15 protein-coding genes and 3 pseudogenes are annotated in these 25,427 nt (G+C 44.2%); 11 read left to right on the top strand and 7 right to left on the bottom strand.

Annotation, left to right across the window (positions count from 1 at the left end; all coding sequences use genetic code 11):
• Position 1: 1 nt before the first annotated feature.
• The 4 genes from pstC to ompR all read right to left on the bottom strand — a co-directional run bounded on the left by pstC (position 2) and on the right by ompR (position 4,348).
• A complete protein-coding gene (pstC, locus tag ABR397_RS11180) occupies positions 2-958 on the bottom strand; it encodes a phosphate ABC transporter permease PstC (protein WP_350305856.1) in 957 nt (318 codons plus the stop codon).
• 99 nt (positions 959-1,057) lie between these two features.
• Entirely contained in the window at positions 1,058-2,098 is a 1,041-nt protein-coding gene (gene pstS / locus ABR397_RS11175) for a phosphate ABC transporter substrate-binding protein PstS (protein WP_350305820.1), read from the bottom strand.
• Positions 2,099-2,312: 214 nt separating this feature from the next.
• Entirely contained in the window at positions 2,313-3,632 is a 1,320-nt protein-coding gene (gene envZ, locus ABR397_RS11170; RefSeq protein ID WP_350305819.1) for a two-component system sensor histidine kinase EnvZ, read from the bottom strand.
• On the bottom strand, positions 3,629-4,348 hold the full coding sequence (gene ompR / locus ABR397_RS11165) for an osmolarity response regulator transcription factor OmpR (RefSeq protein ID WP_021323367.1): 720 nt from the start codon (positions 4,346-4,348) through the stop codon (positions 3,629-3,631). Before ompR ends, envZ begins: the two co-directional genes overlap by 4 nt.
• 888 nt (positions 4,349-5,236) lie before the next feature.
• Here ompR and ABR397_RS11160 point away from each other — a divergent pair.
• Entirely contained in the window at positions 5,237-12,463 is a 7,227-nt protein-coding gene (locus ABR397_RS11160) for an amino acid adenylation domain-containing protein (RefSeq protein WP_350305818.1), read from the top strand.
• Positions 12,460-13,620 carry an FAD-dependent monooxygenase gene (locus ABR397_RS11155; protein WP_350305817.1) on the top strand — a complete coding sequence of 387 codons (1,161 nt, stop codon included), beginning with the start codon at positions 12,460-12,462 and terminating at the stop codon, positions 13,618-13,620. Before ABR397_RS11160 ends, ABR397_RS11155 begins: the two co-directional genes overlap by 4 nt.
• A gap of 202 nt (positions 13,621-13,822) precedes the next feature.
• Here the strand turns inward: ABR397_RS11155 and ABR397_RS11150 are convergent, their stop codons facing one another.
• Complete coding sequence (locus tag ABR397_RS11150) at positions 13,823-14,020, bottom strand: hypothetical protein (protein ID WP_350305816.1); 198 nt, start codon at positions 14,018-14,020, stop codon at positions 13,823-13,825.
• A gap of 245 nt (positions 14,021-14,265) precedes the next feature.
• Between ABR397_RS11150 and greB the strand changes: the two genes are divergently transcribed.
• The 6 genes from greB (at position 14,266) to ABR397_RS11120 (ending at position 22,568) form a co-directional block, all read left to right on the top strand.
• Complete coding sequence (greB, locus tag ABR397_RS11145) at positions 14,266-14,739, top strand: transcription elongation factor GreB (RefSeq protein WP_350305815.1); 474 nt, start codon at positions 14,266-14,268, stop codon at positions 14,737-14,739.
• 382 nt (positions 14,740-15,121) lie between these two features.
• On the top strand, positions 15,122-16,171 hold the full coding sequence (locus tag ABR397_RS11140; protein WP_350305814.1) for a 3-oxoacyl-[acyl-carrier-protein] synthase III C-terminal domain-containing protein: 1,050 nt from the start codon (positions 15,122-15,124) through the stop codon (positions 16,169-16,171).
• 952 nt (positions 16,172-17,123) lie between these two features.
• Positions 17,124-19,448 carry a Tex family protein gene (locus ABR397_RS11135; protein WP_350305813.1) on the top strand — a complete coding sequence of 775 codons (2,325 nt, stop codon included), beginning with the start codon at positions 17,124-17,126 and terminating at the stop codon, positions 19,446-19,448.
• 274 nt (positions 19,449-19,722) lie between these two features.
• Positions 19,723-19,956, top strand: coding sequence for a ferrous iron transporter A (gene feoA / locus ABR397_RS11130; RefSeq protein WP_350305812.1), 234 nt, complete (start codon positions 19,723-19,725; stop codon positions 19,954-19,956).
• Between the two features lie 47 nt (positions 19,957-20,003).
• Complete coding sequence (gene feoB, locus ABR397_RS11125) at positions 20,004-22,319, top strand: Fe(2+) transporter permease subunit FeoB (RefSeq protein WP_350305811.1); 2,316 nt, start codon at positions 20,004-20,006, stop codon at positions 22,317-22,319.
• Positions 22,320-22,328: 9 nt separating this feature from the next.
• Positions 22,329-22,568: a FeoC-like transcriptional regulator gene (locus ABR397_RS11120; RefSeq protein WP_350305810.1), complete on the top strand. Its 240-nt coding sequence runs from the start codon at positions 22,329-22,331 to the stop codon at positions 22,566-22,568.
• 48 nt (positions 22,569-22,616) lie between these two features.
• On the opposite strand, the pseudogene ABR397_RS11115 reads toward ABR397_RS11120, so the two are convergent.
• A pseudogene (locus tag ABR397_RS11115) lies at positions 22,617-22,918 on the bottom strand (transposase).
• A 57-nt stretch (positions 22,919-22,975) separates the two neighbouring features.
• On the opposite strand from ABR397_RS11115, the pseudogene ABR397_RS11110 reads away from it, so the two are divergent.
• Positions 22,976-23,717 (top strand): annotated as a pseudogene (locus ABR397_RS11110) (RNA-guided endonuclease InsQ/TnpB family protein).
• Between the two features lie 154 nt (positions 23,718-23,871).
• Here ABR397_RS11110 and bioH read toward each other — a convergent pair.
• Positions 23,872-24,654 carry a pimeloyl-ACP methyl ester esterase BioH gene (bioH, locus tag ABR397_RS11105; protein ID WP_350305809.1) on the bottom strand — a complete coding sequence of 261 codons (783 nt, stop codon included), beginning with the start codon at positions 24,652-24,654 and terminating at the stop codon, positions 23,872-23,874.
• Between bioH and ABR397_RS11100 the strand changes: the two genes are divergently transcribed.
• Complete coding sequence (locus tag ABR397_RS11100) at positions 24,654-24,905, top strand: hypothetical protein (RefSeq protein ID WP_350305858.1); 252 nt, start codon at positions 24,654-24,656, stop codon at positions 24,903-24,905. The genes bioH and ABR397_RS11100 overlap by 1 nt on opposite strands.
• A pseudogene (locus tag ABR397_RS11095) lies at positions 24,817-25,377 on the top strand (phosphoribosyltransferase family protein). The gene ABR397_RS11100 and the pseudogene ABR397_RS11095 overlap by 89 nt, the downstream one beginning before the upstream one ends.
• The last annotated feature ends 50 nt before the right edge of the window (positions 25,378-25,427 follow it).

Below are 25,427 nucleotides of genomic sequence, written 5' to 3'. Positions count from 1 at the left end.
ATCAACGCCCCTCATTCTTCGCCAGACGCATGATCATTAATTTTGACAACGCCAGCACAATAAAGGTGATCATAAACAGAACCAGACCAAGCTCCATCAATGCTGAGGTATGTAAGCCAGATTCAGCTTCAGCGAATTCGTTCGCCAGCGCAGAAGTAATACTGTTGCCCGGCATAAACAGTGAAAAACTGTCGAGCTGGTAAGTATTACCAATGATAAAAGTCACTGCCATTGTCTCCCCCAGCGCACGGCCAAGGCCCAGCATGACACCACCAATCACGCCATTGCGGGTGTAAGGCAACACAATGTGCCAGATAACTTCCCAGGTAGTACAACCGATACCATAAGCAGATTCTTTCATCATAACCGGCGTTTGTTCGAACACATCACGCATAACCGAGGCGATATAAGGGATAATCATGATAGCGAGAATGACGCCCGCCGCCAGAATGCCGATACCAAAGGCAGGACCGGAGAACAGTTCGCCCACAATTGGCATACCGGAAAGGACATTACCGACCGGCTGCTGGAAATAGGCGGCAAACAGAGGCGCAAACACAAACAACCCCCACATGCCATAGACAATACTGGGAATTGCAGCCAGCAACTCAACTGCTACACCAAGCGGGCGTTTCAGCCAATTAGGCGCTAGTTCCGTCAGGAACAGTGCAATCCCGAAACTGACAGGCACCGCAATGATCAAAGCAATCAACGAAGTGACCAACGTACCGTAAATAGGCACCAATGCACCAAATTGTTCTGCCGGGGCATCCCACTCTTTATGCCAGAGGAAAGAGATGCCGAACTGCTGGATACTAGGCCAGGAGGCAATAATCAACGAGATAATGATGCCTCCCAGCAAAAACAAAGTCATCAGCGCAGCTAGCCGAACCAGTGCACTGAAAATAATATCGCCGTTTTTACTGGGTGCTTTTATTGCCGTTTTCTGTTCGGCCATAGAGCTTATTCTCATCAGGGTTAACTCCCCCTTTAAAACGGGGGAGAAATCAAAACTACAAATTTAATCGATACTTTAAACCGTTGCCATCAACACGATTTAATACAGAATTTTACCGCTGCTATCCTTCACATGGGTTTTCCAAGCCGCGCGAACTTGCTCAACCACTTCTTTTGGCAGGGTTGCATAATCCAGATCATTCGTTTGTTTACTGCCTTTCTCGTAAGCCCAGTCAAAGAATTTCAGTATTTCTGCCCCCTTGGCGGCGTCTTTTTGCTGTTTGTGAACCAGAATAAATGTAGTGGAAGTGATCGGCCACGCGTTTTCACCTTGCTGGTGTGTCAAATCCTGAGCAAACGTTTTGTGCCATTCCGCTTTCTTCGCTGCGGCGCTGAAACTCTCTTCTGTCGGGCTGACAACATTGCCATCAGCAGAGACCAATTTGGTATAAGCCAAATGATTCTGTTTAGCATAGGCATATTCAACATAACCAATGGAACCCGTCAGGCGCTGAACGAATGCAGCAATGCCATCATTGCCTTTACCACCTAAACCAGCAGGCCAGCTTACCGTGGAACCTGAACCAACTTTTTCTTTCCATTCGCTATTCACTTTAGAGAGATAACGGGTAAACACAAAAGAGGTGCCGGAGCCATCTGCACGACGTACCACCGCAATATCCTGCTCCGGTAGTTTTACCCCCGGATTCAATTTAGTAATCGCCGGATCATTCCACTTTTTCACTTTACCTAAATAAATATCACCCAACGTTTTACCATCCAGTGTTAATTCACCAGATTTAATACCAGGGATATTAACCGCCAGTACGACCCCGCCGATGACCGTCGGGAATTGAAACAAACCATCAGCCGCTAATTTTTCATCGGATAAGGGTGCATCGGAAGCACCGAAATCAACGGTATTTGCCAGAATTTGTTTTACGCCGCCGGAAGAACCGATGCCTTGATAATTGACTTTATTACCGGTCTCTTTTTGATAAGAATCTGCCCACTTGGCATACACTGGGGCGGGAAATGTCGCACCTGCCCCCGTCAAGCTGGAAGCCGCGAATACAGGCAGGGTTATCAAAGAAAACGTCGCTGCCATTATGCCGACTACAGTGGTACGCATCAGTTTCATAATCCCTCCTAATGGGACATTGAGAATCAATAAAGAAATGTGTTCGTCAGATTAAAAAAGGTTCAGAAGGGAAAATAGGTCAGTTTAGTTACAGCAAAATGTCTTAATTATGACAGTTTTATGACAGCGCAATGCAAACTCAGCTTGATGCTGACATAAAACTGTCATCTCCACAGGCCATGAAATTGAAGCCGGAAGTTATCCTCTCAGGCTATCAAAAATTATCTTCCACAACAGGAATACAGGCACGGATAGATAATCCCCCTCTGGGGCTGGTACCAATTTCAATTTTCCCGTCATGAGCATCAATAATCCGCTGAACAATAGCCAGACCTAACCCTGTTCCACTGTTGCTGCGCGCTCTTTCACCTCGGACAAATGGCTGAAATAACCGTGGCAAATCTTCCTGCTTAATTCCTGCTCCATCATCCTCCACCTGAAACCAGGCAAATTCATGAGTCTGACCACTACTGACTCTAATCCAACCATTACCATAACGATTGGCATTAACCAGCATATTAGCCAATGCCCGTTTAATAGAAATCGGATTCGCGTTAACGGTTATTGGGGGAAGAGACAGATTATTTTCAATATCTTGCTCATAGCCATTCTCCGCGGAAATAACCTCTTTGAGAATAGAATTCAGTTCACAGAATTCCATTGGCATTTCTTGCCCGGTACGGAGATAATCAATAAATTGCGCAATAATGGCATTACATTCTTCAATATCTTTATTGATAGATTCAGATAAATAAGCATCTTCCTTGCTCATCATTTCTGTTGCCAACCGGATACGTGTCAGTGGAGTACGCAAATCATGGCTTACCCCGGCAATTAATATCGTCCGGTCACTTTCCAATAACTTTATTCCTGCGGACATTTGGTTAAATGCACGAATAGAAGCGCGAACTTCCAGCGAACCCGCTTCCCGCACCGTAGGCATCATAATACCTTTACCCGTCTGTCTGGCAGCATACTCCATTTCCAGCAAAGGCCGGTTCTGAAAACGGATATAAAGCCAGATACAACCAAACGTCAGTAATAAAATTGCCAATATATAACGGAAAATGGGTGAGAATTGATTTTGCTCGATCTCAGTCAAAGGAACCCTGACCCAAATATCGGGAGCCAAATAAGAATTAAGCCAAAGTATAGGGCTCTCTTTGTTTATTTCCAGACGCAGATCAGCTTTGCCACCGAGGTATTGACTCATCTTCTCACTCAGGAAATCATAATGTTTGGCCCAGCGTAAACCTTGTATCTCCGCATCAGACTCAGAATACAGCGTAATACCCAGCTCCTGATAAATCTCCCGGTGTACTACCGGTGAGATTCCGTCCTCCAGCTTTAATCTTTCAGCCATTAAAGTACTAACTTCATACGCTAGCACTTTATTGAACTGCTGCAAGCTTGGCATGATAACGAAATTCACAACGATCAGGTAACTGGTTACCAGACTGATAAACAGCATAGCCATGACCAGAAATAAAGTACGGGTAAAAGTGCTGCGAGAGGAGAATCGCAATCTCTTCATACACGGCTTCCATCAGGCACAAAGACATAACCCAGTCCCCAAATGGTCTGGATATAGCGCGGGTGTGCAGGATCTTCTTCAATCACACGGCGCAGACGTGAAACCAAAACATCAATAGATCGCTTCATAGTGCTGTATTCCCGGCCGAGGGCTAATCCCATCAGCTTATTACGGGACAGCGGTACACCAGGATAAGAAACCAGCACTTTCAATATGGCAAACTCGCCACTGGTCAGTACCATATGTTCATCTCCCTGAAACATTTCCCGGGTGCTTAGATTAAGACTGAACTTACCAAAATTAATAATTGCGTCATCCTCAGCGGGTATGCCTAGTAACTTATTCGCCTGACGGCGTAATACTGCCCGGATACGCGCCAATAACTCACGAGGATTAAATGGTTTAGGAATATAATCATCAGCGCCGATCTCCAACCCGACAATACGGTCTACTTCTTCCCCTCTTGCCGTCACCATAATAATTGGCACCGGATTATTTTGTTTTCTCAGTCTTTGGCAAACAGAAAGCCCATCTTCCCCAGGTAACATGAGATCCAATACAATTAAGCTAACAGATTCCCGTGTCAATAAGCGGTCCATCTGCTCCGCATTAGCAGCACTACGTACCTGAAAACCTTGTTCTGTCAGATAACGCTCTAATAACGTTCGTAAGCGCATGTCATCATCCACCACAAGGATTTTGTTACCTTCTTGCATTATTGAACTCCAAATAAATACTACATGCTTTGCTAAATTTATCATTATGAAGAAGATTAAACCAAAGATAGAATCCAGATATATATATTTTAAGATAATTTCTATAGGACTTATTTTCGTACGTTATTAATCTGAATGATTAATTCAGTGGTAAACCACTGACTGCCAAAATCCTACAACTGACTGTTAAGCATTGATTTTTTTACGATAATTTCGTCACCTGTTGGTTTGCTCATCAGTATTCCGGCTACCGGAGAATTAACCTAAATCCACCAGCTAACTGAATCAAATTCATCAGGCAGGCTAAACGAATAATGCTTTCCGTTTCATATCACCTTCCTATCTGATCCACGCACTAGCGTAAACTTTTTCTTCCTATAATAAACAATTTAGTTCGCTTTTTCTCCAATTGAACCCTCTGGCCTGTTTTTCATTATCAGTAAAGTAGGAAGCGCGTCACATTTTCTGTCATGCAACCAATACAATTCTTCAACGCTGATACAAATAAATTTACCCAGACAACTGAATAGCTACTCACTTTTTCGCTGGCAGTAGCCTGAAGGAACGACGATGCCTTGACCACTAAAATGTAGCCAATGCGCTGACCTTGCAAAATGGGAAAGATTTATTGACTCACAATTTCGGAGCAAAAACTTTACTCTTTAGGGGTTAAAAGACATAAATATAATTCATACGTTATGTCACAGATGACAAATTATAGCTATTATCAGTAAATATGAAAGATAATACAGAGATCACTCAGCCAGAATAAAAATATGATTATTTTTATAATGAATCAATTTGTTATGTCATTTTTTGCTTGACGATGAAAATTCGACATAATTGCAATGACATAGAGTGTTCCTATTCGTCTCCAAGGATTACGATATGAAACAATTACAAAATGTAATATCTCTTACTCCATATCAACAAGATATCTTTTTTGAAAATCAGCGCAACCCACAAAGCGCTCAATACACTTTGGCACAGATACGGTACCTTTTTAGGGATATTAATCTTGATAAGCTCGTTATGGCGGCAAACAATGTTATTAATCAGGAAATCATCGGCAAAATACAAATTTTAGAAGAAAATGAGTTATTAACCCAGTGTATCAATCATTGTATGGCTGAGGTTAAAGTCGAGATAATCAACAGCGAATATTTACAATCACAATCTCAAACTGGTGAAGACTTTATTTCGGCATGGCCGGCTAAGGTATTCAGTTTAACCGGTGTTCCTCTGTTAGAAGTCGCCATTGTTGCCCCGAACCAGGCTAATTATGTCGCCTTTTTGTTACGTACCCATCATATTGTTTGCGATGGCTGGGGGATGAATTTAATCAGTACAAAAATCCTCCAGCAATATCAAAGTTCAGAACCTGTCCCAGAATATGTTAACGCTCAAAAAAAGTATCTGGCAGCTATTATCCGCTCGTTAGAACAGTTAAAACATCATTCCATGGTGAATGATGTCTCTGCGCTGACGAAAACTATAGAGGGGATTGAACCCGTTTTATTTACCCGTAAGAAGTCAGCCGAAAATACCCAATTTATAAAACAACAGATGACATTAACCGGTTCTCAGGTTAAAAGTGCATTATCAACTGGAATGTCCCCTCTTACTGTTATGACCACGGCACTTGCTATTTTATTATCACGGATACACAATAATTCTCATATCACTATCGGCATCCCGCTATTTAACCGTCAGCAAAGTAATATCAATATCACTGGTGAATGGGCCAATACACTGCCAATTTCCGTAACAGTTGACTCCGAGATGAGCTTGCGGGTATTAGCACAGCAAATTAAGAAAAAAATTAAATTTCTGAAACAATATGAACATGTTCCTCTGAGCCAACTGATAAAAACACGCAATAATAAGGCCGGCAATATTTCCCGCCAGCTATTTGATGTCACCGTTTCCTATCTTCAATTACAGAAGATTCCTGCGTTCGAAAAAATTGAATATCATTCAAATATTTGTGCCAATGGTCATGAAGCAGATGTTTTAGCTATTCATATGATTACCAATGGTGATAACAATGATGTCGCTATTAATTTCTGGGGTGCCGCTGATGTTTTCAATCCTGACTATTCATTTGAACGGTTTGCCGCATCACTCTCACAAATAATTTTACAAATCATCACCGCACCGGACAGTTGTATTTCACATATTGATATCTCTCCAATAGAGGAGCGACAACAACTGCAAGCCTTTGAACAGGGGCCAAACATCTCTTTCTCTGACAGAGAAACCATTTCTACCTTATTTGAAAAACAGGCTGCTTTACATCCTGGGGCAATTGCCATTAAGTCGGCAAAACACGCGCCACAATCCTGTAACTATCAACAATTACAAGCGCATACCGATAGTATCGCATCTATGCTGGTCGGGCATGGAGTGCAATTCGGGGATGTTGTTGCCGTTATGATGGAACGCAGCGAGGAAATGCTGGCTGCCATTTTTGCCACTCTAAAAGTAGGGGCAATTTACCTGCCCATTGATATTTCTTACCCTGCTGAAAGAATAGAATATATTCTGCAAGACAGCAGCGTTTCCGTCATTCTGACAGAACACCCGATAAATGGAACATTTGCTGAACATTATCGAGTACTAAACAGCCGGTATTCATCTGATACCGCAACATTACCGTTACTTAACCGTTCTGCCCCCAATTCATTGGCTTATATCATTTATACCTCAGGTTCCACCGGGTGGCCGAAAGGTGTGATGATTGAGCACAGATCAGTTGTTAACCGGCTGGAATGGATGCAGGAAAAATATCCGTTAAATGAAACCGATGTTATTTTGCAAAAAACACCGATCTCATTTGACGTTTCCATATGGGAACTATTCTGGTGGTCAATGACTGGCGCTTCTGTCGCTTTGCTGCCGCCCGGAGCACAAAAAGATCCTTTAAAGATCATTCAAGCGATTAAAGAACATGATGTAACGACCGTGCATTTTGTTCCTTCGATGCTGTTTCCTTTTCTTAACGCACTGGAAATACAACCTGAGTTGATCACTCAGATCGGCAGTTTGCGCAGAATTTTCACCAGTGGCGAAGCATTATCCCCCGCCCGGGTAAATCAATTCAGGAGGATATTTACGCAATTTGGCAAAGACATGCCGTTATTAGTTAATCTGTACGGGCCAACCGAAGCAACAGTCGATGTTTCCTATTATGAGATCCTTCCTAATTCAACAGAAAACATTACCCGGGTGCCAATTGGTTATCCGATCAATAATACCGCGCTGCGTATTATGTCGCTTCACAACACCCGTCAGCCGATTGGTGTAGCAGGGGAACTGCAAATTGGCGGCGTAGGCTTGGCTCGTGGATATCTTAACAATCCTGAATTAACCGATGAGAAGTTTATCCGTGATATATCCGGTTTAGCAACAACAGTGCGTTGGTACCTCACAGGAGACCTGGCCAGATGGTTGCCTGATGGCAGCATCGAATATCTTGGACGTATTGATAATCAGGTGAAGATCCGCGGAAACAGGATCGAACTGGGCGAAATCCAGAACACGCTGGAGAGAATATCAGGCATTACCAGTGCAGAAGTCCTGCCTGAGCATGATGAACAACGTGGCGCCTATCTTTGCGCCTATTATGTCGCCAGTAAAAATTATACCGCTGATACGCTGCGTGACCGCCTGTTAGACTCCTTACCTGAATTTATGGTACCCGCAAAATTTATTGCTGTACCCTTTATTCCCCTGACGCCGAATGGTAAGGCGGATCGCAATGCGCTGAGTCAGCTAACGCTGGATAAAGTTCTTGAGACGGTACATATGCCTTCGACCGAACTTGAAAAAACCTTGGTTAAAATATGGCAAAGCGTTCTGAACATCAGCAATGTTGGGATCAAGGATAGTTTCTACGCTATCGGTGGTGATTCAATCCTGATGCTGAAAATCCGTTCTGAAGCTGAAAAAGCAGGTATCAAAGTCACTCTGTCACAGTTGACGCAATACCCGACCATTTCTGCGTTGAGCCATCAGGTTGAACTCTCACAACCTATTGCAGACACGTTGGATCTGTTGCCATTTGCCCTGATTGATGAAGCTGAAAAGGCCAGATTATCTGGTTTTGCGGATGCCTATCCGGCGACACAGCTACAACTGGGTTTGATCTATCATAGCCAGCAGGCCAATGATTCAGCAAAGTACAAAGATGTTTTCCGCTATACCCTTCAAGCTAAGTGGGAACCCAATCACTTCAGGAAAAGTGCTGTAATATTGATTCAAAGACACTCAGCCCTGCGTTCACACTTTAATCTGGCTGATTTTAAAGAACCTCTGCAAATTGTGAATGAATCTATTGATATTGATTCAACCGTTGTAATTATTGATCTCAGTGAAATTAATATTGTCCGCGCTGAATATCAAATTATCCAATATATGCATCAGCAGACACACCATCATTATCTCTTCGATCGTGCCCCACTATTTAACCTCAGATTATTTAAAACAGCAGAAGCGCTTGAACTCATTTTGAGTTTTCACCATGCAATCCTGGATGGCGGCAGTGTGGCTAATCTGATACGCGAATTACTGCATCACTATATTGATAGCGATAGTAATGGTATTACTGATATCCGTCTGCCGTCACCCGCATTATCTGTGCGGAATGAGCTACTATCGTTGGCATCCATAGAGGACAAAATCTATTGGCAGAATGAACTTTCCGGATTATCCCGAACACAAGTCACAGGCTATAGACTCTATGATGTTCCATCTGATGAAGTTTTGATATCGAAATCAGTATCAATACCTGATGATATAAAAGAACAGCTAAAAGACTGGGTACAACAAAAACATGTATCAACTAAATCCGTATTTTTCGCTGCGCACTGCGCCACAATTGCCTTATTTGCTGAACAAGATGAAATTGCAACAGGCTTGATCACTCATAGCCGGCCTGAGGTACAGAACTCAGAATATTTATTGGGATTATTCCTTAATACATTACCGGTTCGTTTTTCAGCAACAGGTAAAACCTGGATAGAATGTGTCAATGACGTCTTTATCACAGAGCAACGCCATTCACCACATAGAAAATACCCTCTGAATGCTATCCAGCAAGCTGCGGGGGATGGAGCAAAAATCAGCACCGCTTTTAACTATGTCTATTTCCATGCGTTAGCAGAAGTCTTTAATTCTCCCGATTTACGTTTGATTTCATTCACGCCCTGGGAAGAAACCAACTTTGAAATCCTGGTCAACGTTATGACCGATTTTGCTACCGGCCGTAACGTATTACGCTGTGACTTTGATGGTACGGTGTTCTCATCAGTTCAGGCTGATATGTTTATTGATACCTACTTAACCATTCTCAGAAATATTGTCAGCCGGAGTGACGAAAAAGCCTCACTTAGCACAATACCCAAAGTACCCACTCATGCTATTACTCCTTCTTCAACTTTCACATCTGTTATTGATGCGATCAGTTGGGCTGTCAGCCAGCATAAGTCGGCAATCGCACTGAAATATGGTGATGAAAAATGGCGATTTGATGAACTTTGGCATAAATCGGCATTTATCGCTGATGCTTTAGTAAAACGGGGCGTTCGCGTAGAAACACCAATAGGAATTGCGCTGAAACGTTCTCCGGAATTGATTGCAACATTGATCGGTGTATTACGTGCAGGAGGGATCTGTTTACCGCTGGATTTAAGTTATCCAGCCCAACGTATTGCAGTAATGATTGAGCAGGTAAAGCCATTGATCATTATTACCAATACAGAACAGCCGCCAGCAAGCCTTCTACTTTCCTCTACTCCATTAATTGATGTGAATAAGCTGCTTCAAGGGCCAGACTCATTAATACAACCTACTGCCGTTACTATTGCTCCTGAACAGATAGCTTATTTACTCTTCACTTCCGGCTCTACCGGTATACCAAAAGGCGTTTCCATGCCGCATCGAAGTCTGGCTAATTTAGTGAAATGGCAAAACGCAACAGCCAGTGGAATCCGGGCATCATCGACACTGCAATATGCGCCACTGAGTTTTGATGTTTCGTTCCAGGAAATTTTCTCCACATTAGCCTCGGGCGGAACATTACATCTTGTCAGTGATGAGCAGCGCAAAGATCCGGCTAACCTGCTCCGATTGCTTCATCAGCACCAAATCGAGCGCATTTATCTGCCTTATGTTGCCTTGCAACAATTGGCAGAAACAGCGGATACATTGAATATTTACCCTGAAAAGCTAAAAGTAGTGATTTCATCAGGAGAGCAGTTACGCGTTACGGATGAAATCAGGAAGTTCATTGGCAAACTCGAAGATGGGCTCCTTGAAAACCAGTACGGACCAACGGAAACACACGTTATTACTTCATTTACCATGAGCGGCAATACTGAAGCTTTCCCGGCATTGCCGCCTATCGGAACCGCGATTGATAATGCTAACGTATTGATCCTGGATGACAAATTACAGGAAGTTTTACCTGGAGTACGCGGCGAGATTTATGTCAGCGGCCCCTCATTAGCCTTGGGATATTACAATCAACCGGAACTGAGCGCTGAACGTTTTATCACACTCACAAACTCCCCGGGGAAATGGTATCGTACCGGCGATCTGGGCATCAAATTGAATAATGGCGTGATATTGTGCCTAGGACGTAAAGACTCCCAAGTTAAGGTTCGTGGTTACCGGGTCGAGCTGGCCGAAGTGGAACTCGCTATTGCCAGTACACTAGGTGTAGATAAATTCATCAAAGACGTCGCCGTTGTTGTTCAACAACGTAACACCAATGACCGTTTCCTAGTGGCATTTCTGGTAGGAGAAAAGAGTGACAATATAGTTGATAAGGTATCTGAGCATCTGCTTGCCACTCTGCCGCAATATATGATCCCCAGCCATATCGAATGGTTGGATTCCCTGCCTAAAACACCGAGTGGCAAAAGGGATGACCGTAAATTAAGCCAAACCGCTATCACCCGGCAACATATCGACAGTCATGATGGGAAACCTGACGATAGCTATGAGCGTATATTATGCGAACTGGCCGCCGATTTATTAAAGATCTCATCGATTTCTGTACATCAGAATCTGTTCGATCTGGGAGGAACCTCTCTGACAGCCATGCGTTTGGTGGTACTGGTTGAAAAACATTTTGGCGTCAATATCCCGCTATCGGTATTTGTCAGTGATCCAACAATTGCTCAGTTGGCTCTGCGGGTTCGCCACAGTGATGCACAAGCGCACTTTAGCCCACTGGTGCCAATGCGTACCACCGGTAAACACCGCCCGCTATTTTTTGTCCATCCTATGGGCGGTAACGTTCTGTCTTACCTGCGTTTAGTGAAACACTTTCCAGCTGACCAGCCATTTTATGCATTGCAAGCTCATGGTGTTGACGCTGGATCAACACCTCTCGCCACGGTACAGCAGCAGGCCGCTAATTATATTCAAACTATCCGCCAGGTACAGCCACAAGGACCCTATTCACTCGGCGGCTGGTCATATGGCGGTTTTGTCGCTTTTGAAATGGCCCGGCAATTGCAAGAGTCAGGCGAAAAAACAGCTAATCTATTTGTACTGGATACGATGACGCTGAATACACACTCACGCTGGCAAACAGATGATAATGCCTTGTTGAATTGGTTCTTCTGGGAACTGCTATGGCTTAACCAAGGGGCGGATTTACCTGAACAAATTGTTCCTGAATACATCACCACCTTACAGGGGCGTTTTGAACATATTACCGAACATGCCATCGCTACCGGAGCCATTCCACAAGCGAGTTCAAGAGCTGTGGTGCAGAGACTGTTTAATGTCTACAAGGCTAACTGGCAGGCTGCGGCAGATTATTCAACTCAAAATATTGCCGATATTGATATGACATTGTTGCATGCAACCCGGCCTTTACCAGACGTATTACGTTCGATGCATGACGCTGCTCGCAGTGAATATCATGATCCCAAAAATGGCTGGGGTAATAAGACCACAGGTAAGTTAAATGTCATTGATGTCCCTGGCGATCATCTGGAAATAATGGAAGAACCCTACGTTGCCGAGGTAGCAAAAGTGATCTTGAATGAAATGCGTATCTCCTCCTCTCTAACCGTAACATCAATTAAGAGCATAAAATGAATAAACCTTTGAAAGTCATTATCATAGGTGCAGGAATTGGTGGATTGACGACCGCCGTCGCTCTGCAACACATCGGTTGCACCGTTGAGATCTACGAACAAGCACCAGAGCTGAGGACCAGTGGTTCTGGGTTATCAGTGATGTCTAATGCTTCAGTTGCGCTTGGCGCCCTGGGCATCAATCTTAATTTGGAGCATTTCGGTGCTCCTGTCGAAACCTTTGAAATACGTACCGCGAGTGATCGCTTATTAAGGCGACTACCTGTGACAGAGGTTTCCGCAGAAAATGGCGCTGCCAGTGTTTGTATCTCACGTAAGGCGTTACAACAGGCATTGTTGCAACAGTTACCTGATATTGAAGTCAAAGTGTCCGCCAGGGCGGTTGAGATTAACCAATCTGCCACTGGTATATCTGTGAAATTTACTGATGGCCGTGAAGCCCAGGGAGACATACTCATCGGTGCCGATGGTATTTATTCTACTGTGCGAACTCTAATGCATGGTTCAGAACCTATCCGCACTGCTGATTATATTTGCTGGCTGGCTATCACGCGTTACCAGCATCAGCAAATTACGCCAGGTTATATCGTGCATTATTGGGGAGCCGGTAAACGGATTGGTTTAATTGACATTGGCGGGGGAGAAATCTATTGGTGGGGAACGGCCAATATGAAAGACAAACAGGCGCGAACATGGCAAGGCTCCAACCAAGACGTTGCAGGTTTCTACCAAGGCTGGCCAAATATTGTCTCAGATATCATCTTAAAAACGCCTTCGACAGACATTATCGCCGTTCCCGCTCAGGATCGTCATTTTTCTCCACATTGGGGAAAAGGCCGTATCACATTATTAGGCGATGCCGCGCACCCCATGCTGGCCAGCTTAGGGCAAGGCGCCGGAATGGCAATGGAGGATGCAGCTGTTCTGGCTCACGCTATCATACAGAAAGCTGATCCTATAGCTGCGTTGCGTTTTTATGAAAAAACACGCATCCCAAGAGCAGAAATGATGGTCAATGCCTCAAGATCGATGAGTGATATTGAGCAGGAGGCGCGTTTTTTCCCTCGACTGAAACGAGATCTGTCCATGCGTTTAGCGCCTGAATCAACATTGAAACAGAATATCAAAAGCTCCCTGATATTTACCCTAGATGGTTGAGACAGTATAAAATGGCAATTCAATCTAGGTCACCGAATCCTGTGCATACTGATACAGGTTCAGACCACCATTGAGATGCCTATCTGATATCATCGGACACATTCCGATGTCATCATACTTTTAATAGAAGGTGGGAAGGCTGGTAACAAACTTGCCCTGCACCTCACTCCGGCGACCTTATAGGTAACAGGTTATTTACCTGTTACCTACCCAGCAGCATTGTGACATCCTGTCTGTTTGTGTTCATCCGCTGATATTTATGTTTTAACTCTCCGAACACTTCACCTGCCGCTAGACCTTCCCCACTTTCAATGCCAGCACTCACCGCTGCACGTAGCTCTGCCAGCCTCTGCGCCTGTTCATGCTCTTCCAACATTTGTAGCCATGATACTTTCTCCACTATTATCTATTACTATTTTCCTTTTTCTTATTATCGTCAAGGTGTTGTCCACACATTGGACAGACCGCTGACAGCCCGATGGGTTGTTAGCTATCCATTGCCTCCTAATCCTAACAGTTCGCTTCACTCTCAATGAGAATTTAGGGGGAAAATTCCGCAGTTTCGTCAAAGTCTACTATATAAGAATTGCCATAATTACTTATAATGATGTTTATCAATGCAATTCACTGTATCTACAACATAAAATGAAGACTAAGCTTATAACCCGCGAAGGTTACAACAAACTAAAGGAAGAATTAGATTATTTATGGCGTGAAGAACGCCCGGAAGTCACTAAAAAAGTCACTTGGGCGGCAAGTCTCGGAGACAGGAGCGAAAACGCAGATTATCAATATAACAAGAAGAGACTACGGGAGATTGATCGAAGAGTCAGATACCTGACCAAGAGTCTGGAAGAACTGCGGTGTGTTGATTACTCCCCTCAACAAGATGGGCGTGTGTTCTTTGGTGCATGGGTAGAAATCGAAAATGATCAAGGGGAGATTAAACGCTTCCGTATTGTCGGGTACGATGAAATCTTTGGTCGCAAAGACTACATATCAATCGATTCTCCAATGGCCCGGGCTTTATTGAAGAAAGAGGTTGGAGACAGTGTAATCGTTTATACACCGAAAGGAGAAGTTTTGTGGTACGTGAATGAGATCGAATATGTGAAATAGTCTGTATACTATTTCAATATGACACAATTAGATTTTATTTAGTCCTGATAATAATAACGTATATAAATGAAGAATCACAAATAATTAATGTATTTTAAAGTTTACAAGACCTGAATATAAAAAAATAAAAAATAATATTTCTCCCTTGATTTGGGCTGGACTTATGTTAGAAATATAAGCGATCAAATTATTTCAATGGGGAAATTCAAACCTACAATAAACTTTACTGACATGTGACTCCCTTGTTTATATTTCGTTAAAATTAATTTCTAATTATTTATAATATAAATCTGTACTATATAGGGTGGAAATTAAATTTCATTTTTTCACTAAGAAACTAACAAAACAGAATTTTCAAGAGATTTACCTAGAGGATACGTTAATGAAAATAGCAGGCATAGCAGGAACACTTCCATCACGGTTTGTTACAAATCAGGAAGTTATTAATTTAATTGAGGAACATTCAAAAGAAACCTTTCAGGGAGATTTATCTAAGACCTTAAAATCAATAGGAAAATTACTCAATAAAAGCGGTATAGAAACCCGATATTGGCTTGCTGAAGGTGAAAAACCCATGCAACTCATGGAAGCAACATTCGATCGCGCTTTAGAACAAGCTAATATAAGCAAAGCGGAAATCGATCTGTTGATCTACCCCAGCGTCACTCGAGGCTTCACTGAGCCGGCCAATAGTACTTTTATCGCAAAAATGCTGGGACTCAATTGCAGGAATTACGATGTCATAGACGCTTGTAATGGTTGGGTGACTGCGATGGATATTATCAATAGTAAAATGAAGGCAGGTGAAATACGCTATGCTGCTATTGTTAATATGGAGTTTGGTATGTCCGATGGTGGACCTATCTTCCCACAGAACTTCTCTTTGAATTCTTCATCAGAGCTGGCTTATAAATTTCCAAGTTTTACGATAGGAGAAGCAACAACTGTTACCATACTGAGTAATGAATCACCTGATAACTTCAAATTTTCTTATATCAACAGACCAGATTTAGGTGATTTGTCTACCATTTCCTTACCTAACTGGGAACTGTTTTGTAACGATTCTGATGTTGAACGCATTTCACCTCTTGGTGGACAATGTCGGTTTAATTCATACGCAGCTCTACTACATGAATATGGCCGGGAAGGAACAATAGGGGTATTTAATAAGCACCAAGTTTCCAACAATGATATTCACAAGATCTTTATTCACACTGGTTCACCAAAAATGTGGCATGAATTTGGACAGTCGATCGATGTTGAGAACAAAATGCATCATGTTGGGCATAAAACAGGTAACATTGTTACTGCATCTATTCCTTTTGGAATCATTGATGCTGTTCACCAAGGTCTGTTGGAGAAAGAGCAGTTCTGCATGGGGTGGGCAGGAAGCGGTGGAATGGTTTTTGCTGCAATGTCGTTCAAATTTTAGTACACAATTTTATTGAGCCAATCAAGGCAGGTAGTAATCTACATACAATCAGAAATATATCACCGAAGCGAATTGATATTACTATTCCAATTTGATACATATTGAAACATTGATATTATCACAACGGGATAAAGCTGAGATATATGCCTGAGCTGCTAATAATAAAGAAATAGTTTTGCCAGATTAAAGATACAATAAGTAAACTCCTGTCCACATTGGCCTGGAGTGGATACTCATCTAGATAGATCATCAGTAAAGCCGGAAGACCTCAAAGTCTTCTGGCCTGAATTAATAAAAAAACCAAATTACTCTGAACTCATGTTTCATTTCAAATTCCTTTAATTAAATTATCTCCACCAATCCAAAATCTCTTTTTAATTATATCTTCCCTATCGAAATAGAACTCATTTTCATTAATATTTCGATAGTGATTTATATATTCGATAGCATTAGAAATATTCAGATAAAAGTCAAATAAACCATTATTTTCTATCATAGCAGCTAATCACTTTGACTGTGTGAAATATCATCATTCATATTTAAAACATAATAAACACTTTTATATTAACAGCATATAGAAGTGCCACAACTTTATTATCTCTCTCTCTAAATTTCCTCTAATGCCAGAAGCGGGAAAAGTAACAATAATGGGCTACAGTTACGATAACAGCCTAATTCACATACGAGTGTAGCCTTTTCCATCAATATTTCTGTGTAAAAGCCTAGAGCAAACTCACCTTCGCAGGCAATGTAGCCAATTCTTTACACGAAAAATCTAATGAAAAAATTTGATTTAATTGCAATCACTATAACGTAACCGACAATAAGTTAGCCAAATTATGTCGTAACTCATCAGAATAAGATCGGACGTGAACTGGAAATTGTTTCTCTCAGAACGTATAAAGGGGTTTTTGTGAATACTTGAAGCCTATCCACCAGAAGAAAACACAACATGAATGAATCTTTAAGCCGAATTATTGCAAGTGAGCTACAGGCCCAGCCACAACAAGTACTTTCAGCGATGAGTCTGCTCGATGAAGGGAATACTGTCCCTTTTATTGCACGATATCGTAAAGAAGCCACCGGCGGTCTGGATGACACCCAACTTCGCCAACTTGAGAGCCGCCTTGGTTATCTGCGCGAACTGTCGGACCGCCGCCAAACTATTCTTAAATCCATTGACGAGCAAGGCAAGTTGACACCAGAACTGGCCGAAGCAATTAATGGAACCCTGAGCAAAACAGAACTGGAAGATCTTTATCTGCCATACAAGCCGAAACGTCGTACCCGTGGGCAAATCGCTATTGAAGCAGGTCTTGAACCTCTGGCTAACTCTCTGTGGCAAGATCCACAACAAGAACCAGAACAAATTGCCGCCACCTTTGTTGATGCCGATAAAGGTGTAGCCGATACGAAAACCGCTCTGGATGGCGCTCGTTATATCCTGATGGAGCGTTTCGCTGAAGATGCAGCATTATTGGCAAAAGTTCGTGACTATTTATGGAAAAATGCCCATCTGGTCGCCAAAGTCGCCTCAGGAAAAGAAGAAGAAGGCGCTAAATTCCGTGATTATTTTGATTACCATGAACCTATCGCACAGGTCCCTTCTCATCGCGCATTAGCCATGTTCCGTGGCCGCAATGAAAGCATGCTGCAACTTTCCCTAAATGCTGATCCCCAGTTTGATGAACCACCCAAAGAGAGTTACTGCGAACAGATTATTACCCAACATCTTAATCTGCGCCTGAATAATGCCCCGGCGGATAGCTGGCGCAAAGCCGTTGTAAACTGGACCTGGCGTGTCAAAGTATTACTGCATCTCGAAACGGAATTGATGAGCACTTTACGTGAAAAAGCAGAAGATGAAGCTATCAAGGTATTCGCCCGTAACCTGCAAGATCTGTTGATGGCCGCACCAGCAGGTATGCGCGCAACAATGGGGCTTGATCCGGGTCTGCGTACCGGTGTTAAAGTTGCCGTCATTGATGCAACCGGCAAACTGATTGCCACAGACACTATCTATCCGCACACCGGGCAAACGGCCAAAGCAGCCGCAAGCGTAGCCGGGTTGTGTATCAAACATCAGGTGGAACTAGTCGCTATCGGTAACGGAACCGCCTCCCGCGAAACAGAACGTTTCTTCGCAGATGTCCAAAAACAGTTCCCGGAGATAAAAGCCCAAAAAGTCATTGTCAGTGAGGCAGGAGCATCTGTTTATTCTGCATCTGAACTGGCAGCACAGGAATTTCCTGACCTGGACGTTTCACTGCGCGGTGCAGTCTCTATCGCCCGCCGCCTGCAAGACCCATTGGCTGAATTAGTGAAAATCGATCCGAAATCTATCGGCGTAGGTCAATATCAACATGATGTCAGCCAGACCCAACTTGCCAAAAAACTGGACGCGGTAGTTGAGGATTGTGTAAACGCCGTCGGCGTGGATCTGAATACCGCGTCTGTTCCTCTATTAACCAGAGTCGCCGGACTGACCCGTATGATTGCCCAGAACATCATAAACTGGCGCGATGAGAATGGCCGCTTCAATAACCGTGCACAATTACTGAAAGTCAGCCGTCTTGGGCCAAAAGCGTTTGAACAGTGCGCCGGCTTCCTGCGTATCAATCACGGTAATAACCCGTTGGATGCATCGACTGTTCACCCGGAAGCCTATCCGGTGGTTGAGAAAATTCTGGCGGCCACTGAACAAAAACTCCAGGAATTGATGGGCAATCCATCCTCACTGCGTGGATTGAAGCCTCAGGATTTCACCACAGAACAATTTGGTGTTCCAACCGTTACCGATATTCTGAAAGAGTTGGAAAAACCAGGCCGTGACCCACGCCCAGAGTTTAAAACCGCGACCTTCGCCGACGGTGTGGAAACGATGAATGATCTGCGCCCGGGGATGGTACTAGAAGGTGCGGTCACTAACGTGACTAACTTCGGCGCATTTGTTGACATTGGTGTTCATCAAGATGGCCTGGTGCACATCTCTTCGCTGTCAGATCGCTTTGTGGAAGATCCTCACACTGTGGTAAAAGCAGGCGATATCGTCAAAGTCAAAGTGCTGGAAGTTGACCTGAACCGTAAGCGTATCGCTCTGACCATGCGTCTTGATGAACAACCGGGAGAGACCAACTCGCGCCGCAGTAGCAATACTCAAACTGACCGCCGCCCTGAGCGCAATGACAGAAACCGTACTCCTCCGCGCGCTTCAACGCCAGCCGGAAACAGTGCCATGAGCGACGCACTGGCCGCCGCATTCGGAAAAAAACGTTGATAGTTTTATAATCGCAACAATATGCACTGCTTTGGCAGTGCGTATCTCATCTCGGTTCGGTGATCAAGCAAAATCCAAATGCACTTACCTCTGCCAATTTCGGTTACTTATTGAACATCAATGATTGAAAATGCGATTAACGTTGAAATTAATGTTGGTTATTATTCTTATTTGCAATTAACATACATAGGATAAAAATCGTACTTTATATACTATCTTAGTACGGCCCTGGTTCTCGAGATTATTTTATTTATCACACATCCCGGAAGGTTATATGCAACTTCTTCCAGACCACAGTTACAAGATTATTGGCTTTTCTCCCAAGATCAGCCCGGCTTACCGACAGAAATTACTGTCATTAGGCATGTTGCCCGGTTCCTCTTTTCATGTTGTTCGTTTAGCGCCTTTAGGTGATCCGATACAAATTGAGACCCGTAGAGTTAACCTGATTCTGAGAAAAAAAGACTTGGAATTTCTCACATTAGACAACGTCCAATGCAATGCATAATCCATTGCAAGCAATAAAACTGTTACTCCTAATCTGGCACCAAGAACATGAAAGCACTAACCATTGGCTTAATCGGCAATCCCAACGCCGGCAAAACGACATTATTTAACCAACTTACTGGTGCCCGTCAACGTGTAGGCAACTGGGCAGGCGTCACGGTAGAACGCAAAGTTGGCCGTTTTACCACTGAAGACCATAAAATTGAGCTGGTTGACCTGCCGGGAACCTACTCTTTGACCACAATTTCTGAACAAACATCACTTGATGAGCAGATAGCCTGCCACTATATCTTGAGCGGTGATGCTGACATGCTAATTAACGTCGTAGACGCTTCTAACCTTGAGCGAAATCTCTATCTGACATTACAACTGCTGGAATTAGGCATTCCATGCATTGTTGCGCTGAATATGCTGGATATCGCTAAAAGCCAGCATATTCAAATCAATATTGCTGAATTGGAGAAGCGCCTTGGCTGCCCGGTCATTCCAATGGTTTCGACCCGTGCAACCGGACTCAATGAGCTGAAACAAGCGATTGACCGCCATAAACAGAACTCCGGGCAGTCGCTGATTCGCTATCCTGATTGCTTGTTGCAAGAAGTTGATCAGTTATCTGGTACAATTTCAGACGATTTTAATGCTCAACAACGCCGTTGGTTAGCTCTTCAGATACTTGAAGGGGACATTTACAGCCTGGAACATTCCGGCCTTCCGACTTCAATGCTGGCTGAATCCAAAGAACGCTTGCAACAACAGCAATACGCAGAACTTGAACTGGTTATTGCCGATTCACGCTATCAAAGTATTAACACATTATGCATGGCGGTGATCGACAGCCAAAAAGCTATGCCAAACAAACTGACCCAGGCAATTGATAACGTCATTCTCAACCGCTGGTTGGGTGTGCCCATTTTCCTGGCTGTTATGTATTTAATGTTCGTACTGGCGATTAATATCGGTGGTGCATTACAGCCTATTTTCGACGGTGGTTCTATCGCTGTTTTCATTCATGGCGTTCAATGGCTTGGTCATACATTAAGTTTTCCTGAATGGCTGACTATTTTCCTCGCGCAAGGTATTGGCGGCGGTATCAACACAGTTCTGCCATTGGTACCACAAATCGGCATGATGTATTTGTTCCTCTCTTTCCTTGAAGACTCCGGCTATATGGCGCGGGCTGCGTTTGTCATGGACCGTCTGATGCAGGTTCTGGGGCTGCCAGGTAAATCTTTTGTTCCGTTGATCGTTGGCTTTGGTTGTAACGTACCCTCAATTATGGGCGCGAGAACGCTGGATGCACCGCGTGAACGTCTGATCACGATTATGATGGCGCCATTTATGTCTTGTGGTGCACGGCTAGCAATCTTTGCCGTTTTTGCCGCTGCATTCTTCGGCAAAAACGGTGCAACCGTTGTTTTCTCTCTTTATATATTAGGCATTGTCGTCGCGATTTTGACTGGCCTGATGCTGAAATACACCATCATGCGTGGTGAAGCCTCGCCATTCGTTATGGAACTTCCGGTTTACCATATTCCACACCTAAAAACCCTGTTGTTGCAAACATGGCAACGCCTAAAAGGTTTTGTTATCCGTGCAGGTAAAGTTATCGTTATCGCCAGTATGTTTATTGGCGCGCTCAATAGCTTCTCTTTCTCTGGTAAAACCGTGGATAGCATCAACGAATCAGCACTGGCTTCGGTTAGCAAAGTTATTACACCATTGTTACAACCAATTGGCGTTCACCCAGATAACTGGCAGGCCGCCGTGGGACTGATAACCGGCGCGATGGCAAAAGAAGTGGTCGTGGGAACGCTGAATACCTTGTACACCGCAGAAAGCATTACAAATGAGCCATTTGACGCAGAGGGGTTCAACCTGCTTGGTGAACTGAGAGAGGCTGTTGGTGAAACCTGGGGGAGCCTGAAAGACACCTTCACTTTGAGTGTGCTTTCCAACCCAATCGAAGCCAGTAAAGGCGACGGAGAGATGGATAGCGGTTCTATGGGAGTCATGAGTACAAAATTTGGCTCCGCTATTTCAGCTTACAGCTACTTAATCTTTGTCCTGTTGTATGTACCATGTGTTTCTGTAATGGGCGCTATCGCCCGTGAAACAAGCCGTGGCTGGATGACATTCTCCATCCTGTGGGGGCTGAATGTCGCTTACTCAATCTCAGCCTTGTTCTATCAGATGGGGACTTTCTCACAGCACCGACAAAGCAGCTTGATCATCATTCTGACAGTAACCCTCTTTAACGCACTGGTGTTTTTCTTCCTGCGACGCACACGCAGCCGCGTGACGATGAAACTGAGCAGCAGCAATACTGGAAATAGCTGCCACTGCTCCAGTGGAAACTGTCACTAGGAATTAAAAATGATTAGCCTGTTACAAGTAAGGGACGCAGTCGCTCTAAATGGACGGGCAGATGCCAGGCTGTTGAGCCGCCAGCTTTGTGCGTCCGTACAGATGATTGCCGCTATGCTTGAACAGCTTACCGTGATGGGCAAACTGGAAAAGGTTGATGCAACTGCCTGCCTGAGCGGCAGTTGCAAACAATGCCCTGAAACCCAGAAATGTGATACGGCGGTTTATCGGATCGCCAAGGTACGTTAGCAATTGCCCCTTATATCGTCGCCCAATCGGGCGACGATATAAGGGGAGCTAACCGGGGGTTTCCTGCGATCTGACATAGGTTTTCAACGTTTCAATCGTTGCGCCGCCTGCACTACATGCAAAATAAGATCGTGACCATAGTGCACTGGTTTTTAACTGACGAGATAAATGCGTTTTTAAAATTCTGACATGGCGGCTGCGGATAAAAAAGCCTCTCGGATTTGTTGGATCATCGTTCCATCGAGGAGCTGACGACGATATTTTGTTGTAAAGATTAAATGGACAACTAACCTGCTGACACTGTGTCGCCGGCGTCGATAATTTTTTAATTCATCATTGTGCGCACTCATTTGAAATGCGTTCTGAAAATCCCTAGAATGATAGAATGCTATCAATGAGCGGTTATCATGAAAAGAGCCATTAAAGTCCGCCTCTATCCCACTGTTGAACAGGCTGAATTTCTGAATGCCCAGTTCGGTGCAGTGCGTTGCGTCTTTAACAAAGCGCTCCATATCAGCCGCCACATGTACCAGCGCCATGGATTATCGTTAAATCCGAAACGCGACTTAAAGCCGTTACTGGTGAAAGCGAAAAAATCTCGCCGTTATCACTGGCTAAAAGACTATGATTCTCAAGCCTTACAGCAGTCGGTCATTAATCTGGACAGGGCGTTTCAAAATTTCTTCCAAAAACGGGCAAAATTCCCCCGCTTTAAAAGCAAGCATGGCAAACAATCCAGCTACCACCCTAACACTGATTGACGAAAACCAAGCGATCATTGTGGAGACGCTGAAAACGGCAAACATGATGAAAAATCACAGACTTGCCCGTGCCATCGGGGATGCAGGCTGGCATAGTTTCATCAGCAGGCTGGAATACAAAGCGGAACAAAAAGGCGTTTATGTGGTGAAACTCGATCAGTGGTACGCCAGTTCCAGAAGGTGTCATTGTTGTGGTGACAAGATGTCGGAAATGCCGCTGCATAAACGGCGCTGGCAATGCCCTGAATGCGCGGTAGAACATGACCGCGACATCAATGCGGCGATCAACATTCGGCAAAAAGGGATAGTTGAATTACAGGCGGCGGGACACGTCGTCTCTGCTCATGGAGGCCTGCGTAAATCTGTTGCACCAACGGTTGCGGCCTGAGAAGTGGGAAGCCTCGCCGTTTTTTACGGCGGGGAGCAGTCACCTGTTTCTTATTAACGCTCTGTTAATCTCAACCCGTAAAATCGAACCGCCGCATCCATGCGGCGGACGTTTTACTCTTCCAAACCACGCCGATAATAAGTTTGTTACATTATCAGCCTAAAAACGATTCTTTTCTGACAAATTCAATCAATAATTCAACAAATTCATCAGGATGAGAAATAAAAGGCGCATGGGCGGCATGACGCATCATCGCTGACACTGAACGCGGCCATTTCTCATCAAGAATACTGATAACTTTTTTTGGTACCAAACCATCCAGATAACCGTAAATCCGTAGGAACGGTATGGAAAGTTCAGCTAAAGGTTCCCTTAAATCTTCGGTACGCAAAATTTCCAAACCAACATTGAGCACTTCAACAGAAGGCATCGGCTGCGCCAATACAACGGATTTCAGTAACCGCGCATCCTGACGGGCGCTGTCTGTACCCAATGTCTGTAAAGCAAGAAAACGCTCCACTGTGCGCTGGAAATCTTCACTAAGCTGATGCTCGAAACTGCTCAAAACCTCAGGTTTGATCCCCGGCCAGTCACCTTCTGCACTGAAATGTGGTGAAGACGCCACAGTAATTAATCCGGCAACCTTATCCTGATGGTCAAGCGCAATCCGGCTGGCAACTAGCCCACCTAACGACCAACCCAGCCACAACGCATTTTCAGGTGCATACCGCCAGACTTCATCCGCCATATCATCAAGGCTCATCGGACCGTATTTCTGGCTGCGGCCATAGCCCGGTAAATCCACCAAATGTAAACGAAAATGCGGAGCGCATCGCATTTCAATGGAACGCCAAACTTCCGCATTCAACCCCCATCCGTGCAGCAACACAAGATCACGTGAATCTCTCGCAGAAGTCTGCCAAAACAGATCAGCCATTGTTATTCTCGACTTTATTTGCCATCAAGGAAGAAGCTTATGCTAACAATGGTTGGGTACTGTTGGCTATGCCATCAGCCCCTTTGGTTTCCACATCACGGAATATGCAGCTTTTGCAACAAGCGGCTGAAACGTCTGACAAACGTGTGTCCATGCTGCGCCTTGCCCTCAGAATTGACTTCACTGCCTTGCGGACGCTGTATCAAGAATCCCCCGCTGTGGAAACATATGATCGCGGTGACAGATTATAGCCCGCCATTGAGCGGCCTTATTCGCCGCTATAAATATTACAGTACCCCACAACTCGCATCCGTTCTGGCGCGTCTGTTTCTGCTGCACTGGCAACAAGGCTACCGTGATGGACGATGATATAAACCCAATATTCTGCTCAGTGTGCCACTGCATCGGCACAGACGCTGGAAACGGGGATTTGATCAAGGTGTATTAATCGCAAAGCAACTATCAGAATGGCTACAATGCGATTATCAGCAAAGCATTCTGCAACGGACGCGTGCTACACTACCACAAAGAAATTTATCAGCGGCACGTCGTAAAACTAATCTCAGGAAAGCGTTCTGGCTTTGTGGCCCCGTCACAGGACAACACATAGCCATAATTGATGATGTGATTACCACTGGAGCGACGATGACCGAAATTTCCCGTTTGTTAATTCGTGCTGGCGCCCGCTCAGTGCAGGTCTGGGCGATTTGCCGAACCTTGTAGTCAAGATGAGAATGGGCGTATTATAACCAACTAAAGCAGTCAACTATTGA

This window comes from Photorhabdus viridis, from assembly GCF_040256935.1.
GTDB classification, from domain to species: domain Bacteria; phylum Pseudomonadota; class Gammaproteobacteria; order Enterobacterales; family Enterobacteriaceae; genus Photorhabdus; species Photorhabdus viridis.
Note: the sequence above shows the minus strand (reverse complement) of the source record. Positions and strands in the feature narration are given on the sequence as shown.

Coding starts and splice junctions, on each gene's coding strand:
- envZ (WP_350305819.1), bottom strand. CDS start 3,632: ATGAAGAGATTGCGATTCTCCTCTCGCAGCACTTTTACCCGTACTTTA.
- bioH (WP_350305809.1), bottom strand. CDS start 24,654: ATGGCTGATCTGTTTTGGCAGACTTCTGCGAGAGATTCACGTGATCTT.
- feoB (WP_350305811.1), top strand. CDS start 20,004: ATGAAAGCACTAACCATTGGCTTAATCGGCAATCCCAACGCCGGCAAA.
- ABR397_RS11160 (WP_350305818.1), top strand. CDS start 5,237: ATGAAACAATTACAAAATGTAATATCTCTTACTCCATATCAACAAGAT.
- pstS (WP_350305820.1), bottom strand. CDS start 2,098: ATGAAACTGATGCGTACCACTGTAGTCGGCATAATGGCAGCGACGTTT.
- pstC (WP_350305856.1), bottom strand. CDS start 958: ATGGCCGAACAGAAAACGGCAATAAAAGCACCCAGTAAAAACGGCGAT.
- ABR397_RS11140 (WP_350305814.1), top strand. CDS start 15,122: ATGAAAATAGCAGGCATAGCAGGAACACTTCCATCACGGTTTGTTACA.
- feoA (WP_350305812.1), top strand. CDS start 19,723: ATGCAACTTCTTCCAGACCACAGTTACAAGATTATTGGCTTTTCTCCC.
- ABR397_RS11120 (WP_350305810.1), top strand. CDS start 22,329: ATGATTAGCCTGTTACAAGTAAGGGACGCAGTCGCTCTAAATGGACGG.
- greB (WP_350305815.1), top strand. CDS start 14,266: ATGAAGACTAAGCTTATAACCCGCGAAGGTTACAACAAACTAAAGGAA.
- ompR (WP_021323367.1), bottom strand. CDS start 4,348: ATGCAAGAAGGTAACAAAATCCTTGTGGTGGATGATGACATGCGCTTA.
- ABR397_RS11135 (WP_350305813.1), top strand. CDS start 17,124: ATGAATGAATCTTTAAGCCGAATTATTGCAAGTGAGCTACAGGCCCAG.
- ABR397_RS11155 (WP_350305817.1), top strand. CDS start 12,460: ATGAATAAACCTTTGAAAGTCATTATCATAGGTGCAGGAATTGGTGGA.